This is a genomic window from Acinetobacter sp. JADD-222 (assembly GCF_049310645.1).
Window position 1 is genome coordinate 284557 of the sequence record NZ_JBMOWI010000001.1, and the last position, 18596, is coordinate 303152.

The window sequence follows — 18596 nt, forward strand, 5'->3', positions numbered from 1 at the left end:
ATGAATATCCAACAGGCGCTCAACCACATTACCAAGAACATTCATTTGACTCAGCCTCAAATGGAAGAAATTATGCGCAGCATCATGCAAGGTGAGGCAACCGAAGCACAAATTGGTGCTTTGATGATGGGCCTACGCATGAAAGGTGAAAGCATTGACGAAATGACAGCTGCTGCACGTGTCATGCGAGAATTTGCGATCAAGATCGATGTTAGTGATATCAAACATTTAGTTGATATTGTGGGTACTGGTGGTGATGGCCAAAATTTATTTAACGTCTCTACAGCGTCAAGCTTTGTCATTGCAGCAGCAGGCGCAACCATTGCAAAACATGGTAACCGTGGCGTTTCAAGTAAATCAGGTTCATCAGACCTACTTGAACAAGCAGGTATTCATCTTGATTTAGATATGCAACAAACCGAGCGCTGTATCCGTGAAATGGGTGTAGGTTTCTTGTTTGCACCAAACCATCACAAAGCCATGAAATATGCTGCTGGCCCACGTCGTGAACTTGGCATTCGAAGTATTTTTAATTTACTTGGCCCACTGACCAATCCAGCTGGGGTAAAACGCTTTGTCATTGGTGTGTTTTCAGATGAACTTTGTCGCCCAATTGCCGAAGTGATGAAACAACTTGGTGCCGAACATGTCATGGTGGTTCATTCAAAAGATGGTCTTGATGAAATCAGCCTTGCCGCTCCTACTGCTATTGCTGAGCTTAAAGACGGTGAAATTACGGAATGGACCCTTAATCCTGAAGATGTGGGAATTGAGTCGCAAACATTAAGTGGTTTGGTTGTCGCTGATGCAACAGCAAGTCTAAAGTTAATTAAAGATGCTTTAAGCAAAAATAAATCCGATATTGGTGAAAAAGCAGCAAACATGATTGCGCTTAATGCAGGCGCAGGCATCTATGTTGCGGGCATTACCAAAACTTATGCTCAGGCTGTTACATTCGCTCAAGATATTATCTATGGCGGACAGGCTTTAGAAAAAATGAGTGTTTTGGCTGAATTTACCAAAACATTAAAGCAATCTCAGGCAGATTAAGGATTTCTCATGATTAATATTCAAAATACCATTTTAGGTAAAATTGTTGACCGTAAACATGAGGAACTTGCTGCGCGTTTAAAACAACGTAATTTGCAAGATCTTGAAGAACTAGCAAAAGCTGCGACTCCAGTACGTGGCTTTGCAAATGCTTTAAAACATAAACTTCCGGGTGTGATTGCTGAAATTAAAAAAGCGTCTCCATCAAAAGGAATTATTCGCGCAGACTTTAATCCTGCTGAAATTGCCCAGCAATATGAAAAAGCTGGAGCTGCGTGTTTGTCTGTTTTAACTGATGTTGATTTCTTTCAGGGAGCAGATGAAAATATTGCGATTGCTCGCAATCATTGTGCCTTACCTGCTTTACGTAAAGACTTTCTGATCGATCCATATAATGTAGTTGAAGCTCGCGCTTTACATGCTGACTGTATTTTATTAATTGTTGCTTGTTTATCTGACCAGCAACTCGAAGAAATGTCAAAAACTGCGTTTGAACATCAACTCGATGTATTAGTTGAAGTTCATGACGAAGAAGAAATGGAACGCGCTTTAAAGCTTTCTGAGCAATGTTTATTAGGTGTGAATAACCGTAATTTAAAAACGTTTGATGTGGATTTAAATACGTCTATCCGTTTGAAAAAATTACTTCCGGCCTCACGTTTATTAATTACTGAAAGCGGTATTGCTACACCAGATGATGTACATATGATGCAAGAGCATGATATTCACAGCTTCTTGGTGGGCGAAAGTTTTATGAAACAACCTCGTCCAGATCAAGCTTTTACTGCCCTTTTTGGACAACCTCAAACGGTTTAATGAAGATATATGAGTAATAAAGATTCATCGCTTTCTAAAGAGCAACAGAAGTTATTGAAGCAATTTAAAAAGCAAATCTCCAATCCTCATTCAAGCAAAATCACAAATCAGCCTGAGACTAAAAAATCTCAGGCTGAGTCTGAAGAATTGGAAGATACCCATCTGTTTCAACAGGCTGTTGCAGGTGTAAAACGCATCAACAATAGCAATAATGCCGATGTAAAAACACCTCGTGCCAGAAAAGTCGACGCACAAACGCTAGCGAAACGTGCAGCTGCCGAAGGTGGTCGTGATACCGAACATGCCGAGTTATCAGATACGCAAGCTGCTTTAAATCCGGTCGCAAGCCAAGCAACACTAAGCTATCGCATTGCGACTCTTCAACATAAAGTTTTTGAAGATTTAAAAGCAGGCAAGATGCGTTGGTTTGAAGCTGTAGATTTACACGGCTGCACGATTGAGCAAGCACGTGACGCAGTTTTACAAATTATCCAGATGGCAAAAGATGAAAATCAAAATGTCATCAAAATTGTGCATGGTAAAGGCCCAGAAGCAGTCTTAAAAACCTATGTCAACGGATGGTTACGTCAGCATCGTGATGTTTTAGCCTTTGTAAGTGCCCCTGAAAATCAAGGTGGTACAGGTGCCGTTCTCGTACTGCTTAAACGTGCAGAAAAAAATCCTAAGTTCGAACAAAAAAAATGATCCTTTGGGATCATTTTTTTACATCAAATACCTGTAATAATTGAGCAACTACTGCAATGGCGATCATTGCAGGTTGTTTCGATGAAATCCCTTCTATCCCGATCGGGCAAACCAAACGTTGTAATGTTTCCTGAGTATAGCCACGTATTTGCATACGCTTTTCAAAAACAGCCCTTTTACTTTTTGAGCCAATCATCCCAACATAAGCAAATGGTTTTGCCGTAGGTTTTAAGGCTGTAAAGCACAATTGCAAATCCAATTGATGATCATGAGTTAATATTAAAATTGCGCCTGAACGGTCAAAATGCTCGATCTCGGCTTCTAAGGTATCAGTCGTTAAGCATTGCACCTGTTGCAGTAAATCGGATGGGAAAATATCATCACGTGGATCAATCCATTTCACCCGAACACCAATAGGTAATAAACAACGGACAATTGCTTCACCCACATGCCCCGCACCACAAATCAGAACTTGCATAGCATATGGTTGAATCTGCTGGCCAAATTGCCATTCTTCACTATTGGTAGGATGAAACTCGAAACTTGGTTGTTGTTCTATATCCATAGTCTGCCAAGTGGATGCATATTGATGTGAGACGGTACGCGATATACGCTTTCCAACTCGGCATGCTTGCAAACTCACGGATAAATCCGATGTGACCGTAGCGGGTGATATTTTTTCAAACAATAACCACATTACTCCGCCACAACACTGCCCTAACCGAGCACTGAGGTTAAAGCGTTCAATACGCCTCATACTAGTTTCCGTTTCTTTTAACATTGCTTTAGCAATATCAATCGCCTGAAACTCTAAATGCCCACCGCCGATCGTATCTGACTGCTGCCATTGCTGTTGCAAATTAAACCGCAACAACATAGTTGCACCAACCTCTCGCGGTGTAGAACCATCAGCGCGGACTACTGTGACCAATACCATAGGTAGAGCATCGACTTGCCACGCTACAAAATCAGTCCACCATTGTAAATGTTGCATAATCTTCTACATTTTAGCCTGTGGGCGAGCAGCCAAAGCTTGTCCCCGTCCAATCGCAATTGCACGTAAAATTTCTTCGGCAGTTGCTGGAGCATTGAGTACGAGCGGAGTTTTTTCGGGAATAGCCGCCTGTACCGCCTGACGAATTGCAGAGAAAACAGATAATGCCAACATAAATGGCGGTTCACCTACAGCTTTGGAGCGGTAAATGGTGTCTGCCTGATTTTGATTATTAAACAATTTAACATTAAAAATATGAGGAATATCTACACTGGTCGGGATTTTGTAAGTTGAAGGTGCATGGGTAAACAAACGCCCTGCGTGTGGTCCATGCGGCTGCCAATACAGCTCTTCTGTCGTAAGCCATCCCATCCCTTGAACAAAACCACCTTCAATTTGTCCAATATCAATTGCAGGGTTAATTGACTGCCCGACATCATGCAAAATGTCGGCACGTAATACTTTCATTTCCCCAGTTAGCGTATCTATTGCGACCTCACTAACCGCTGCACCATAGGCATAATAGAAAAATGGACGCCCTAAATGGTTGACCTGATCATAGTGAATTTCTGGCGTTTTATAAAAACCGCTGTCCCATAGTTGTACACGTGCCATATATGCCCGTTGAACCAAATCAGGAAAAGTCCATGAATGACCATTCGCTGTTGAAACCATACTATCTTCAAACTGGACTTGTTCAGCTTCACTTTGACTTATTTCGGCTGCAAGTTTAGCCAGACGCTCACGAATTTTAATACAGGCATTTTGAACAGCTTTACCGTTTAGATCTGCGCCACTTGATGCTGCAGTTGCCGAAGTATTTGGTACACGAGAAGTATCGGTTGCAATTAAACGAACGCTATCGATGGGTAAACCCAACTCATGTGCAGCGACCTGCCGTACTTTGGTATATAGCCCTTGTCCCATTTCTGTACCACCGTGCGTAATCGCGACAGTGCCATCCATGTAGACATAGACCAGTGCACCTGCCTGATTGTAATGCACGGCGTTAAACGAAATACCAAACATTAATGGGGTTAACGCAATACCACGCTTAATGATGTCATTGTTCTGATTAAAGGCCTGAATAGCCTGTTTGCGTTTCGCATAATCGCTAGTCTGCAATAATTCAGCTACCAATTTTGGCGCAACATTATCACGGACTTCCGCCCCATAGTGCATACGGTCACGTCCAGCACCGGGCTGTTCGGCAAAGAAATTACGTTGACGAATTTCAACAGGGTCACAACCTAAATAACGAGCAATGTCATCAATAATATTTTCGATGACAAACATGCCTTGCGGTCCACCAAAACCACGGTATGCGGTATTAGAAACAGTATTGGTTTTACAACGTAAGTTACGTAGCTCAACTGCATTTAAATAATAAGCGTTGCCAATATGGCAAATCGCACGTTCATTTACTGGCCCAGAAAGATCAGCCGAAAAACCACAATTTGAAGCCAGTTGTACCTTTAGGCCTTGCAAAATACCAGTGTCATCAAAAGCCACAGACCACTCATAAGCAAAACCATGACGTTTGCCTGTAGCACTCATGTCATCATCACGATCTAAGCGTAATTTACACGGACGGCCCGTTTTTTGTGCTGCCAAAGAGGCAATGCATGCCCACTGGGCTGACTGTGACTCTTTACCACCAAAACCGCCACCCATACGGCGACTTTCCACACTCACCTGATGCATATTCATGCCTAATGCATGACAAATCAGTAACTGCATTTCGGTTGGATGTTGTGTCGAGCAATAGACTTTTAAACTCTGATTTTCTTGTGGAATCGCATAGGAAATTTGCCCTTCAAGATAAAAATGCTCTTGCCCACCCAGCTCAATAGCACCTGAAAGTTGATGAGCTGCGTTTTGAAATGCCTGTTCAACTTCACCATGGCTAAATTCAACAGGCGGCAACACCCACGATTCTTTTTTAATTGCATCTTGAATCGTTAAAATTGGAGTTTCGGGCATATACTCAATTTTTGCTAAGCGAATTGCCTGACGGGCTTGTTGATAACTCTCGGCCACGACCACAAATAAGGCTTGTCCATAAAATTCGACCTGCTCTTCTGCAAAAATTGGGTCATCTTTAACAATTGGCCCCCAATTATTTTCAACCTCAATATCCTTTGCCGAAAAAACTGCATAAACACCTTCAGCCTGACGTACGGCATCCAAATCAAACTTACTGATTTTGCCTTTGGCACAATTTGAAAATCCAACTGCCAAATGCATGGTATTTTCAAGCTCGGGTAAATCATCAATATAAGTTGCCTGCCCAGTCACATGTAAATGTGCACTTTCGTGTGCAATCGAGTCGCCTGCTTTAGCTGATTTTTTAGAAATATTTAAGTCAATGGTTTGATTCATTTTAGATCTCCATCATAGCGATCAAGTCATTCACACAAGTGATCGTTTGAGACAGGATTTTTTCTACATAAAAACGCTGTAAACAGTTTTTCGCGACGTGTAAACGATATGCCGAGCTAGCACGTCCATCATCTAAAGGCTGATAGTCTTTTGACAAGGCCTCTTGTGCCAGAACGATCAATTCTGCTGTAAGTTGCTGACCTTCCAATATGGCTTCTGCATATTTTGCACGTTTAGGAATAGCTGCCATACCACCAAAAGCAATTCTTACATTGTGAGCGACATCATCATTATCTAAATCGCATGAAATGGCTGCACATACCGCAGAAATATCTTGCTCAAAACGTTTGGCAATTTTATAGCTGGCAAATTTAAAACTCGTCTGCCCTTCACGAAGCGGAATAACAATCGCCTCAACAAACTCACCAAGTTGTAATGCTGTTTTTTGATAATCTATATAAAAGTCTTCCAAAGCAATTTCACGAGTCTGTTCACCTGCTCGCAAAATCAATCGTGTACCTAGCGTAATTAATGCTGGCATTGAGTCACCAATAGGCGAACCATTAGCAATATTTCCACCTAGTGTTCCTGCATTTTTAATAGGCATGGAAGCAAAACGGCGCTGTAATTCTTGAAAGTCAGGATAAACATCTGAAATTTTGATGAGTGCATCACTCAAACTTACATTTGCCCCAATCGTTAAAGCATGATCTGTGACTACAATTTTTTTGAGTTCTTCAACCTGACCGATATAAAGCATATCTCCTAAATTACGGCCTTGCTTTGTGACCCACAAACCAACATCTGTGCTACCAGCAACAATACGTGCCTGCGGCAACTGTAACCGTAAAGCGGCAAAATCCTGCAAAGTCTTTGGTGCAAAAAATTGCTGACCATGATCATTTAAATGCAATGCAGGTAATGCTTTGATCTCTTTTAATACTTCAATTACTTTTTGACGTTTTAATAAAATACGTGGATAGTCATATGCTTTTTGTGCTGCATCAAAAATAGGGCGATAGCCTGTACAACGACACAAATTTCCAGAAAGATAATTACTGACTTGATCTTTGCTTGGACAGTGTTGCTCATTTTCATACATTGCCCATAAAGACATGATAAAACCGGGAGTACAAAACCCGCATTGTGAACCATGCATATCGACCATCGCCTGTTGAACCGGATGAAGTGCCCCATCCTTTTTAGGCAATAATGTACAAAGATCTTCTACTGTAAATAAAGCCTTACCATCTAAAGTGGGTAAAAACTGAATGCAAGCATTCACACTGCGTAATTGCAGGTTGTCATTGACCAGCTCACCAATCACTACCGTACATGCACCACAATCGCCCTCAGCACAGCCCTCTTTTGTGGCGGTCTGCCTGGTCTTACCAGTTTGGATATACTCTCGCAGAAATTGTAAAACTGTCATTGTGGGTGTTACATTTTCAACTTGCTGCTGGCTACCACGGAAAAAGAAGGTGATTGGACGTTCTGACATGTTTTATCCTTATGCTCTATAACACTGCATCTGTGCAAATATGATGCCATTAGGCGATCATTTAGAACCTATCAACATTAAATACACATTTGACGTTCAAACTCTTGACTATTAACGATAAAAAACATGAAATTTATTCATCTTTTATTAAACACACGTAAAACCAGAATAAATATAGTGCGAGGAGTTATGAACATCAGGTCATGTTTCTGATACAATGCCGAGCTTGTCTAATAGAGTAAACTTATACGTCTTATGTCAATGCAGCAATCGTACGCAAATATCCTGACTGCCGTCGGTGAAGATCTTGATCGTCCCGGCCTTAAAGATACGCCTGTGCGTGCGGCTAAAGCTTTTTCATATTTAACTTCTGGCTATAGTAAAACTTTAGAAGAAGTCACCAATAATGCTGTTTTCCCATCAGATAACCATGAAATGGTATTGGTGAAGAATATTGAATTCTATTCGCTTTGCGAACATCATCTCCTCCCATTCTACGGCCGTGTTCATGTAGCCTATTTACCGGAAGGCAAAGTTCTCGGTTTATCTAAATTTGCACGTATTACTGAGATGTTTGCTCGCCGTTTGCAAATTCAGGAAAATCTGACTCAACAAATCGCAGAAGCCGTTGCTGAAGTGACTGGCGCTCGTGGTGTTGCTGTAGTTATCGATTCAGCACATATGTGTATGATGATGCGTGGTGTAGGTAAACAAGAATCTACAACTCGTACAGTTTCATTTGTCGGCGATTTTAAAACCGATAAAGAAGCACGCCGTGAATTTTTAAGCGCAGTACCAGAAAGTTATTAATCTGGTTTTAATGCAAAAATAAGAGCCCGACGACGTTGGGCTTTTTTATATCTAGTTAAAGCACTTAATCTATAAAACATAACAATTAAATTAAGTGATTTTTGTTATAAAAGTACGCATCTTTCTTTTTAAATAATTTATGAGTTCATCATGCGATTTAAAAAAATTTCTTGCTTACTTTTACCGCCTCTTTTTATTTTTAGTACCTCAATTTATGCGGGTAATACACCAAAAGAACAAGAAGTTAAAAAACTGGTAGATCAAAATTTTAAGCCTTTATTAGATAAATATGATGTGCCTGGTATGGCCGTGGGGGTCATTCAAAATAATAAAAAATATGAAATATATTATGGCCTACAATCCGTTCAGGATAAAAAAGCCGTAAATAGCAGTACCATTTTTGAACTAGGTTCGGTCAGTAAATTATTTACCGCTACAGCTGGTGGATATGCAAAAGCAAAAGGAAAAATCTCTTTTGATGACACACCCGGAAAATATTGGAAAGAACTAAAAAATACACCGATTGACCAAGTTAATCTTCTTCAACTTGCGACGTATACAAGTGGCAATCTCGCCTTACAATTTCCAGATGAAGTTCAAACAGACCAACAAGTTTTAACTTTTTTCAAAGATTGGAAAACTAAAAACGCAATCGGTGAATACAGACAATATTCAAATCCAAGTATTGGCTTATTTGGAAAAGTTGTGGCTTTGTCTATGAATAAACCTTTTGACCAAGTCTTAGAAAAAACAATTTTTCCACCTCTCCATTTAAAAAATAGCTATGTAAATGTACCCAAAACTCAAATGCAAAATTATGCATATGGCTATAACCAAGAAAATCAGCCGATCCGAGTTAACCCTGGCCCGCTAGATGCCCCTGCATACGGCGTTAAATCGACACTACCAGATATGCTGACTTTTATTAATGCCAACCTCAACCCACAGAAATATCCGAAAGATATTCAACGTGCAATTAGTGAAACACATCAAGGTTTCTATCAAGTCGGTACGATGTATCAAGCATTGGGTTGGGAAGAATTTTCTTATCCAGCACCTTTACAAACTTTATTAGACAGTAATTCAGAGCAAATCGTGATGAAGCCTAATAAAGTGACTGCCATTTCCAAAGAACCTTCAGTTAAGATGTTCCACAAAACTGGCTCAACAAATGGCTTTGGATCTTATGTGGTGTTTATTCCAAAAGAAAATATTGGTTTAGTCATGTTAACCAATAAACGTATTCCAAATGAAGAACGCATTAAGGCAGCGTATGCAGTATTAAATGCAATAAAGAAATAATCGTCTTGTTTAAAAACAAAAAAAGAGAAATGAATAAACTCATTTCTCTTTTTTTATACATTTATTCTTTAAAAGAACCAAACATATCCTAGACTTGATTTCATCCAGTCTTGATGGTTTTGTTGCTCATAGTCCCAATTCAATCGAACAGCATTATTGCGATTAATCACATATTGCCACTGAGTATTTACTCTCAAATTCCATTGGTTTTGATCTTTCCAATATGGCAATTCAATTTGCACCACAGAGTTGAAACGCTCAAACCATTGATTGATACAACCTAAAGTTGGCCCCATACCTACGCGCCACCCTTTATCTAGATTTGAACCTGTTTGTACGTAGGTCTGTACTTGTCCATAGCAAATATGCTTTCGCCCATAGTCTGCAAGACTGTAACCGACCTGAGCATTAAAGCTTGCTACGCCGTGTTGTTTGTCTTCACTAAAGCTTCCATCATGAATAGCTTCTTGACGCCAACCTAAGTTAAAACCCCAACTCAGTGGTGTTTTAAATGGTTGAATCGGGTTATAAGAGTTCACTTCTAACAGATCAAGACGTTCTAGTTTTAAATGGTCATCTCGCCACTGTGCATTACCATTTAAAAATAGTAATTGAGTACCTGCACGATAGCCTCCTTGAGGATCTATTAAATCATGATAGGCTTGGCGATGACCAAGTTCGATAAACTTATCGCCTTGAACCTCACCAGCTTTTAATGAAAGATTACGTGCGTTATGGCCTTGAGTCGGCTCCTTTGTTGGTCTTTTTGGTTCTTGACGTTGCTTATCTAAATCAATCTGACTTCTGAGTGCTAAAAGCTGACGTAACTGCGGCTGAGCAATGCTTTCTTCAACTTTACGACCAATAAACTGTAGATATAAATCATCGTAAGCCATCTCGAGGATTTTAGCCTGATCCTGCTCAGTAAATGATTTTAAAATCTGAGAAGACTGCTGTATAGGCAGCATCGCAATTTGATGAGCCACCTTCGCCAGTGAGGCGCCATGCTGATGAGCTTGGGCCAATAATTGGGTTTCTAAAGCAGGTCGATATACAGGAGCTTTGGTGAGCCCCTGCTGCTGCATCGATTTAATGGTTTCCATTGGAATCGATGCATAGGTGAATTTCTCTTGCAAGTTAGATTCAGGTTTTACTAAATCCACTAACCCCAACAATCGATAGGCACAGTTATCACTCACAAAATAATAAGGAAAGCTCACATGTTGCATTTCCCAAATATGGCTTACTAAAAACCGAGTTTCTTCAGGTGATAGATTTAACTCATATTCCCACAAATCGCGGCTTTCAAAATCACCATACTCTTTTACCTTACGATAATAAGGCATCAATGAATATTCGCCTGGATACTGCCCCGTTAAACCTTTCCATGCATATGACCAGTTGTCGTTGCCTGCCACAGTTGCTGCATAGTTTACGGCGTAAGAGACAAGGTTTAACTGCTGTTGATCTTTTGGGTCCAAACGCAATAACGTATGACCAAACATTGAGCTAGGATTGCCCATAAAATCGGTCGCATAAATTAAGGTCGCTTTATGAGGCTTAATCTGCCCAATCCAGTTTTCAAATTCGGTACACTTTACTTGAGGCAATTCATTTTCTTGAATGCCGACTTTTTGCATGAGCCATTGACTACGTGCCGGAAACTTACAACGAATAGACTGATTATCTTGAGCAGGCACAAATAATGCTGAAATGTCAGCTTTTAGTTCTTCTTTTAAGTTATTTTTTCCATTTTCTGATAAGAAATAGCCAGAATAAGTAACCTCACTTTTCTGATTTTTATTGGCATACATCAGCCTTTGCCATGTAATGTCTTGATCTAGATTTTGTTGTTCTGCAATTGACCAATATTTTTGAATAGATGGATTTATATCTGCTGAATAAGCAATATTCACTGCCAGAGAGGCAAAAACTAAAACAACTGACTTCATTAAGCTCATCAATTTTTATCATTAAATATAAGAAAAACCCTGCCATACGACAGGGTTTTCAGTTTCAAACTTATACGTAAGCTTTTAAAACGTCATCTTTAGCCATTACTGTTTGTAATGATGCTAAAACTTGAAGCGTATTTTGATTATTTGCAGAATAGATTTCACCAAAGTTTGCTTTTGAAACTTTAAAGAAACGATCTTTGTCTTGAGGTTTGATTTGCATTAACTCAGCAAGTACGTTCAGGCTTTCACCTTGGCCTACTGCCATATCACGTGCTAAAGCTTCAGCATTTTCATTTGTGAATGTAACCACTTGCGCAGTTACTGTTCCGCCTTGACGGCAGCCTAAAGTACCAAAAGTAATCCCTAGTAATTGGTTAGTAAAAATACCATTTGTTGTTGCAGCAAGAATTTTAGGCACCACTCCTTTTTGGCCAGCCCATACTTGCGTACCCACACCACAACCTACATCGTTATCAGCCATAGCAACACTTGAACCAGCTGCTAACAAAGCAGCTAAAGCTAATTTTTTTAACATAGATGTATATCTCCAAAATCATTATTGATTGTTTCTTATGTATTGTTATGTGTAATTCTTATTACACGATATTAAAGATAGCGAGAAGGCTGTGATTTAGCAATTAAAAAATAAATAATATGATGAAAAGTGCTAACGAAAAAATTTACCTTAGATTCCAGTTACCTTGATTATCTCGATGACCTAATATTTTAAGCACGAGAACCAAACTTAAAAGTAATAATAAATACCATGACCCCAGTTTACCCCAACCTACCATATGCCAAGCATCTACCTGACTTGGATAGAGCCAGATTTTATAAAAAGTACTAATATTTTCAGCAATCCAGATTAGAAAAGCGAGGGTCAACAATACAGGTAACATCGGGATTTTAAATTTATATTCATTTAGCTGAAAATAAAGTTTGGTCTTCCAAAAAATAAAAATACTGATCGCAAATAAAATATAGCGAATATCAGGTACAAAAAATTTACTCATAAAGTTTATATATGAGAAAAATGCGAGTAAAAGCATCGTTCCAAAACTTGGAAGTTTTTCAAAAGAAACCTTAAATAATCGGAGTGATCGCGCAAAAAAACTACCTACAGCCGAATACATAAAGCCTGCAAATAAAGGCACAGTTAAAATTTTAAATACCGCAGGCTGAGGATATTGCCATGATGCAATCGCAGGATGCGTTAAAAATATTTCCATGACCATCGCCATGACATGAAATAAAGCAATAACTTTAGCTTCTGCCCATGATTCAAGTTTTAAATATAAAAGACAGATCTGAATCAGCACTGCATAGATGAGTAAATAATCATAACGATAAAAACCCATATATTCATGGCTTCCCATCGGTGCTGTTAAAGCAAAAGCAATTAAAAGTAGAATACCAAACAAGGCTGCCGAAACAGCCTTGCCGATAAAATGAATGGGTAAAATCAGATGGCGCACAAAAAACTATCCTAGATATTTAGCACTATACTCATGTACTGTATCTACAAAGATTTTTGGTTGCGCAGGGTCTACCCACTGGGTAATACCGTGGCCTAAGTTAGCAACGTAACCTGTTTTTTCACCGTTTGCATAAGCATCGTCTAACATTGCTTTTACAGCTTTTTCAATTGAAGCAGCCGAGCCATATAAAACAGCAGGGTCAAGATTACCTTGTAGCGCTACACGTCCCGACACAATATTACGAGCTGTATTAAGTGGAGTAGTCCAATCTAAACCTAATGCATCTGCACCAGTCGTAATCATTGGCTCTAACCATTGACCGCCACCTTTAGTGAAAACAATAACAGGAATACGGCGACCATCTTTCTCACGTTGCAAACCAGCAATGATTTTATTCATGTAGTTTAAAGAGAATTCGACATATTCACGATGTGCTAATGCCCCACCCCAGCTATCAAAGATCTGGATAGCCTGAGCACCTGCATCAATTTGAGCATTTAAATAGTCAGTAACTGAATCTGCTAGATGATCAAGTAAAGCATGCAAAATTTCTGGTTGCGCGTACATCATCTGCTTGGTAAAACGGAACTCTTTACTTGAACCACCTTCAACCATATACGTTGCTAATGTCCAAGGACTACCAGAAAAACCAATCAGTGGAACTTGGCCACCTAAAGCAGAGCGAATTGTGCTTACTGCATTCATCACATAATCAAGGTCTGACTTTGCATTTAGCTTGGGTAAATTCGCGACATCTTGTTCAGTACGAACAGTTTTTTGAAACTTAGGGCCTTCACCCGTTTCAAAATAAAGCCCTAAGCCTAATGCATCAGGAATTGTTAAAATATCTGAAAATAAAATTGCTGCGTCTAAATCGTAACGGCGTAAAGGCTGCAAAGTCACTTCACAAGCAAATTCTGTATTTTTACATAGAGATAGAAAGTCGCCTGCTTTTGAACGTGTTTCACGATATTCAGGCAAATAACGTCCTGCTTGACGCATCATCCATACCGGTGTGGTATCTACAGGTTCGCGTAACAAAGCTCGTAGGAAACGATCATTTTTCAAAGTCGTCATTACCAATCTCTATATTCTTTATGTGGCAGCATCATATCAAAAACATAAAGATTTTTATAATTTCAATTTCACACAAAAAACTCGTCAATCTACTAAAAAATGCATATTTACACAAAAGTCTACTGCAAGCAGCAAGGTTTTCTGCAATACTTGCAACATGTTACATCGGGTCTATTGATATTCTTTTAACCACTAAATTGCCAATCTTGGGCTCATAGAGATGAGTTATTGGTAATTTTATGCAATTTTAGATTAGATCATGCCCCTATTGCTTATATGAAAATTCTTAAGGTTGAATTACATGTTTGTTCGCTCATTACTCGCTATGAGTTTAAGTTGTATTATTGCTAATGTTGCTTTTGCTGCTTCAACAACTGAGCAACCCCTGAACCCTAAAAAGGTATCAGCTCCTGTAGAAGATCCGATTGATCCTTTAGCAGTAGATGCAGCTTCAACTGTAAAAGCTCAAGCTTCGACACAAATTACCGCTCAAGAACAAAGTGACTTAAATCGAGCGTCAACAACATTACAAAATTTGCAAAAAACTGAAGACCAAAATGCTGATTCAGGTATTGCCGCTTCAGCACCGGTAGCCGTAGCTAAAACGACCACAACAACTGCAAAGACTTCAGCTCCAGCAGTTTCTTGGACATTAGATAGCTTAAATTCGGCTGAATGGTATGAAAATATTGGTAAAGGCCAGTTTCCAGTTTACGCTCGTGCTCACGTCATGCTAAATAATGCACATGCATCACCAGGTGCAATTGACGGTATGAGTGGCAAAAACACTTTAAAAGCAATCTCTTCATTCCAGCAAATGAATGGTTTATCACCTACTGGTGAACTGACTAAAGAAACTTGGGATGCATTAGTTGCTAAGCAAACAAAACCTTCATTTATTGAATACACCATTACTGATGCTGATTTAAAAGGCCCATATGCACAATCAATTCCTTCTGATTATGCTTTACAGGCTAAAATGAAAGGTTTGTATTACACTCGTGTTAGCGAAATGTTGGGCGAAAAGTTTCATATCGATGAAGCTTTCTTAAAAACAATCAATCCAACAGCAACATTCAAAAAAGCGGGTGAAAAAATCATTGTTCCAAACGTACGCAATGATTTACCAGAAGACATTCATTTGATTATTGCGCATAAAGGTGCAAAACAATTGTATCTCTTCAATAGCCGTAACCAAATGATTGCGTCATTTCCTGCAACAATTGGCAGTACTGATACGCCTTCTCCGACCGGTACTTACAAGGTAGTTGGTGTGGCTCGTAATCCTTGGTATAGCTACTCACCATCAAACTTTATTCAAGGTAAAAACTTGAAACCTCTTTCTTTACCACCTGGTCCAAATGCACCTGTAGGTAATATCTGGATTGGTTTAAGTAAAAAATCTTTTGGTATTCACGGGACACCAAACCCGTCTTTAATTTCTAAAACAGCTTCTCACGGTTGTATCCGTTTAACGAACTGGGATGCTAATGATTTAGGTAATAAAGTACGTTCAGGCGTAACTGTTAAATTCCTTGAGTAATCCATCTAAAAAGAAAGCCTGCTTTACGCAGGCTTTTTTATTAAATTTTTACTATATCTCACTAGAATACTTAGTTATTGTTTTGATTATAAAAATAAAACCAGCCTAGGTTTACTAATTACACAGCAATTTTTGTATTTAGAATATTCAACATGGTTTGCATTTTAGCTTCTGTTTCTAACCATTCAGCTTCAGCATCTGATCCTTCCACAATCCCCGCACCAGCATATAAGCGCATTTTATTTTCACTGAGTAGACCACATCGAATCGTCACTACCCATTCTCCATTACCCTCGGCATCCATCCAGCCTACTAACCCCGTGTAATAATGTCGGTCATAACCTTCATGATCTAAAATAAACTGCTTAGCAACATGAGTTGGTGAACCACAAACCGCTGGTGTTGGATGTAATTCTAATGCAAGGTTTAATGCATTCGGTGCCTGTTGTTTGAGCATACCTTGGAATTCTGATGATAAATGCAGCATTGTTGATGTTTCTAAAATATCTGGAAATTCAGAAACCTTAAGCTCTACACAATGAGTGGCTAAATTTCTAATAATATTTTCAACCACAATTCGATGTTCATGTTGGTCTTTCTCAGAATGATTTAATTCTTGTTGGCTGACGAAATTTTTTTCAGAAATCGGTGATTTGGGCCTAGAACCGGCCAAAGGATTACTGGTTACAATACGACCTTGTTTTGATAAAAGCAGTTCTGGGCTTGCGCCTAGAATATAATTATTATGTTCTACTGGAATCACAAAATTATAAGCATTTGGATTTTGTTTTAATAAAGCAGCCAATAAATTTTCTGGCTCTTGATGATGGTTAAACTCATATTCAACAGCCTGAGAAAGAACAACTTTTTCTACCTTCTTTTTTTCAAAAGCATCTAAAGCTAACTGTACTGTACCTTCAAATTTTTGGCGTTGAATGAGTAATGATTTATTAATTACCTCAATGTTATTACGTTTTTTTAATGAGTTAATCGTAGAAGATGCTTGTGTTATTTTTTTATGATCAGCATAAAAATTTAAGCTACTTTTCTTTGTAATATCAAAAGGTATAGCACCAATTAAAACTGGATTTTGATGGCCTTGCTTTTTAATTTCTTCAAAACATTTTGCAATCTCATCATTAAATAGTGCGGTATTTGCTGCAGGTGTATTTAGCGTTTTAACGAATTCGTTCACTTCGAGATAATAATTTTTCGTAGAGAAACATGAAAATTTCTTTTGACCGATATGATCTAAATTTTGCTCTACTGATATTTGAGTCTGCATCATCTGTATATCACCTCTCACATTGATTTTTTTTCAAGCAAATTCTGTAGTACTTCTTTTTAAATATAGGAGTATAAAAATACTGAAACACACATTAATGCAAATGATTATTATTATCAATAATAAAATTAGTTTTCAATGCAAGAAATTGTAATTATCTCGTTATTTGTAAAAAAAAATTGAACTTTAATCTCTAGATTTATCTCGATTGAACTTTCTTGACTAAGGTAAAAATAAAGAAACTCGCCATCTAATTGTTTAAAATTTATATTTTTAAAATCAATAATTTGCTTATATTTTAAATAAATTGCTTTAATGATACTTTCTTTAGCAGAGAATATTACCAAATATAAATATGCTTGTTTTTTTTGCAGCTTTTCAATTTCTGCTTGTTCGTTTTTATTTAGAAAAACATCATAAAATTCATCTTTCTTTTGAAAAAAAATATGATGTTTTTGAGACTCTATATCGATCCCAAATATTTTTTCTTGAACCGTGGTATTTCTAGCATATGCGATGGCATGACATGATTTTTTTGATCCAACATGGCTAATCCCACCTATCACTCCTTCGGGCCATAGCGGTTCCCCATGTCTACCTTGATAGACAATAAAATGTTGTAAATTGAGGCTTTGTAATGCATATTTTGCTGCTAAGCGTCCCGTCAAGAACTCTAATTGACGAATGAAGCGTGAGCTTTTTATATTCGGTGGAAGAAATATATTCAGCTCCTGATAGATATGATCAAGCTGAGGTATTTCTTTGATTTCACTGAGCTGGACTTTATGTATATCTAGCCCGAAAGCTGTTAGCTTTTCATATTGAATATTTATTTCATCCAGACATGAATTAGCCCCTCTATTTACTGGCTTCTCCGTATTCATAGCCTGCACTTTATTCAATATTCACGGTCAATGTTTCAACGATGGCAGCAATGTTTTCAAGCATCTTTACTCGAGTCTCGGGATTGAGAAAGTAGAAATGGTCCCCTTCAAACTCAATACTTCCTAACCACTTTTCTGTGTGTTGTTGCCATGCATCCATCATTCTTTTGTTAGGAATATCAGGGTCCTGTTTGCCATAAAATGCAACAATCGGAACCTCAGTCTTGTGTATGTTCTCCCTTAGTAATTGATCGCTAAGATAGAAGTCGTTACGAATGATTTTGAGAAAGAATGTGAGTGCATCCTGATTATTTACAATTTCATCAGGAAAATTATTGTATCGTTTTAATTCATCAATAATTTTTTCATCAGTTAGCTCATGCTTGTACCGCATATGTTGAATATAGTAATGCTCAGGTCGGCTACTTATAACGATTAATCTCAACTGATCAATTATGGGTTTTTCATTCAAATAATTGAGTACTTTCCAAATCAAGCCACCTCCTACACTATGTCCAAATAAAATAAACGGTGTGTCTGAATAAGCTTGTATTTCATTGGCAATTTGCATAGCCAATAGATCAGGATCATCAATTAATGGTTCATTTATTTTTATACCATGACCCGAATATTCAATAGGAATAATACGAATATTGTCAGAGATCTGCTTTTTCCATGGATGATAAATACTCGCACTACTCCCCGCAGGCGGTAAACAGAACATATTATATTGATGTTTATTCACTTAAGAATTCTCCAAATATTAAGCATTTTTCTTTTATAAAAAATGCTTAAATCAGATTTCTGCGCT

General features: G+C 38.4%; 16 protein-coding genes. 6 read left to right on the forward strand and 10 right to left on the reverse strand.

The features are described from left to right. The 3 genes from trpD to ACO6UW_RS01340 are packed head-to-tail and all read left to right on the forward strand — an operon-like array spanning window position 1 to window position 2571. On the forward strand, window positions 1-1050 hold the full coding sequence (gene trpD, locus ACO6UW_RS01330) for an anthranilate phosphoribosyltransferase (protein WP_002118605.1): 1050 nt from the start codon (window positions 1-3) through the stop codon (window positions 1048-1050). Between the two features lie 9 nt (window positions 1051-1059). Further along, a complete protein-coding gene (trpC, locus tag ACO6UW_RS01335) occupies window positions 1060-1866 on the forward strand; it encodes an indole-3-glycerol phosphate synthase TrpC (protein WP_057062061.1) in 807 nt (268 codons plus the stop codon). Window positions 1867-1875: 9 nt separating this feature from the next. After that, window positions 1876-2571 carry a Smr/MutS family protein gene (locus tag ACO6UW_RS01340; protein WP_057062062.1) on the forward strand — a complete coding sequence of 232 codons (696 nt, stop codon included), beginning with the start codon at window positions 1876-1878 and terminating at the stop codon, window positions 2569-2571. 10 nt (window positions 2572-2581) lie between these two features. Here ACO6UW_RS01340 and xdhC read toward each other — a convergent pair whose 3' ends face one another. The 3 genes from xdhC to xdhA are packed head-to-tail and all read right to left on the reverse strand — an operon-like array spanning window position 2582 to window position 7448. Continuing rightward, window positions 2582-3565: a xanthine dehydrogenase accessory protein XdhC gene (gene xdhC / locus ACO6UW_RS01345; protein ID WP_057062063.1), complete on the reverse strand. Its 984-nt coding sequence runs from the start codon at window positions 3563-3565 to the stop codon at window positions 2582-2584. Window positions 3566-3571: 6 nt separating this feature from the next. Next, a complete protein-coding gene (xdhB, locus tag ACO6UW_RS01350) occupies window positions 3572-5947 on the reverse strand; it encodes a xanthine dehydrogenase molybdopterin binding subunit (RefSeq protein ID WP_002118520.1) in 2376 nt (791 codons plus the stop codon). 1 nt (window position 5948) lies between these two features. Next, window positions 5949-7448, reverse strand: coding sequence for a xanthine dehydrogenase small subunit (gene xdhA, locus ACO6UW_RS01355; RefSeq protein ID WP_057062064.1), 1500 nt, complete (start codon window positions 7446-7448; stop codon window positions 5949-5951). 261 nt (window positions 7449-7709) lie between these two features. On the opposite strand from xdhA, the gene folE reads away from it, so the two are divergent. Both folE and ACO6UW_RS01365 read left to right on the forward strand, forming a co-directional pair. After that, on the forward strand, window positions 7710-8258 hold the full coding sequence (folE, locus tag ACO6UW_RS01360) for a GTP cyclohydrolase I FolE (RefSeq protein ID WP_002118643.1): 549 nt from the start codon (window positions 7710-7712) through the stop codon (window positions 8256-8258). A gap of 150 nt (window positions 8259-8408) precedes the next feature. Continuing rightward, the gene (locus tag ACO6UW_RS01365; RefSeq protein ID WP_002118772.1) at window positions 8409-9560 is read left to right on the forward strand and encodes an extended-spectrum class C beta-lactamase ADC-18; all 1152 of its coding nucleotides are present in this window, start codon (window positions 8409-8411) and stop codon (window positions 9558-9560) included. 68 nt (window positions 9561-9628) lie between these two features. Here the strand turns inward: ACO6UW_RS01365 and ACO6UW_RS01370 are convergent, their stop codons facing one another. The 4 genes from ACO6UW_RS01370 to hemE form a co-directional block, all read right to left on the reverse strand. Next, window positions 9629-11521 carry a DUF4105 domain-containing protein gene (locus ACO6UW_RS01370; RefSeq protein ID WP_025469795.1) on the reverse strand — a complete coding sequence of 631 codons (1893 nt, stop codon included), beginning with the start codon at window positions 11519-11521 and terminating at the stop codon, window positions 9629-9631. Between the two features lie 61 nt (window positions 11522-11582). Beyond that, a complete protein-coding gene (locus tag ACO6UW_RS01375; protein WP_002118800.1) occupies window positions 11583-12053 on the reverse strand; it encodes a DUF3015 family protein in 471 nt (156 codons plus the stop codon). Window positions 12054-12198: 145 nt separating this feature from the next. Beyond that, window positions 12199-12993 carry a DUF817 family protein gene (locus tag ACO6UW_RS01380; RefSeq protein WP_057062065.1) on the reverse strand — a complete coding sequence of 265 codons (795 nt, stop codon included), beginning with the start codon at window positions 12991-12993 and terminating at the stop codon, window positions 12199-12201. Between the two features lie 6 nt (window positions 12994-12999). Then, window positions 13000-14073 carry a uroporphyrinogen decarboxylase gene (gene hemE, locus ACO6UW_RS01385; protein ID WP_002118698.1) on the reverse strand — a complete coding sequence of 358 codons (1074 nt, stop codon included), beginning with the start codon at window positions 14071-14073 and terminating at the stop codon, window positions 13000-13002. 301 nt (window positions 14074-14374) lie between these two features. On the opposite strand from hemE, the gene ACO6UW_RS01390 reads away from it, so the two are divergent. Then, window positions 14375-15616, forward strand: coding sequence for a L,D-transpeptidase family protein (locus tag ACO6UW_RS01390; RefSeq protein WP_017398631.1), 1242 nt, complete (start codon window positions 14375-14377; stop codon window positions 15614-15616). 118 nt (window positions 15617-15734) lie between these two features. On the opposite strand, the gene basJ is transcribed toward ACO6UW_RS01390, so the two are convergent. The 3 genes from basJ to basH form a co-directional block, all read right to left on the reverse strand. Next, window positions 15735-16904 (reverse strand): acinetobactin biosynthesis isochorismate synthase BasJ, encoded by a 1170-nt coding sequence (basJ, locus tag ACO6UW_RS01395; RefSeq protein WP_032005243.1) that lies wholly within the window; start codon window positions 16902-16904, stop codon window positions 15735-15737. A 125-nt stretch (window positions 16905-17029) separates the two neighbouring features. Next, entirely contained in the window at window positions 17030-17785 is a 756-nt protein-coding gene (locus tag ACO6UW_RS01400; RefSeq protein ID WP_057062066.1) for a 4'-phosphopantetheinyl transferase family protein, read from the reverse strand. A gap of 10 nt (window positions 17786-17795) precedes the next feature. Then, complete coding sequence (gene basH, locus ACO6UW_RS01405) at window positions 17796-18530, reverse strand: acinetobactin biosynthesis thioesterase BasH (RefSeq protein ID WP_057062067.1); 735 nt, start codon at window positions 18528-18530, stop codon at window positions 17796-17798. Window positions 18531-18596 lie beyond the last annotated feature (66 nt).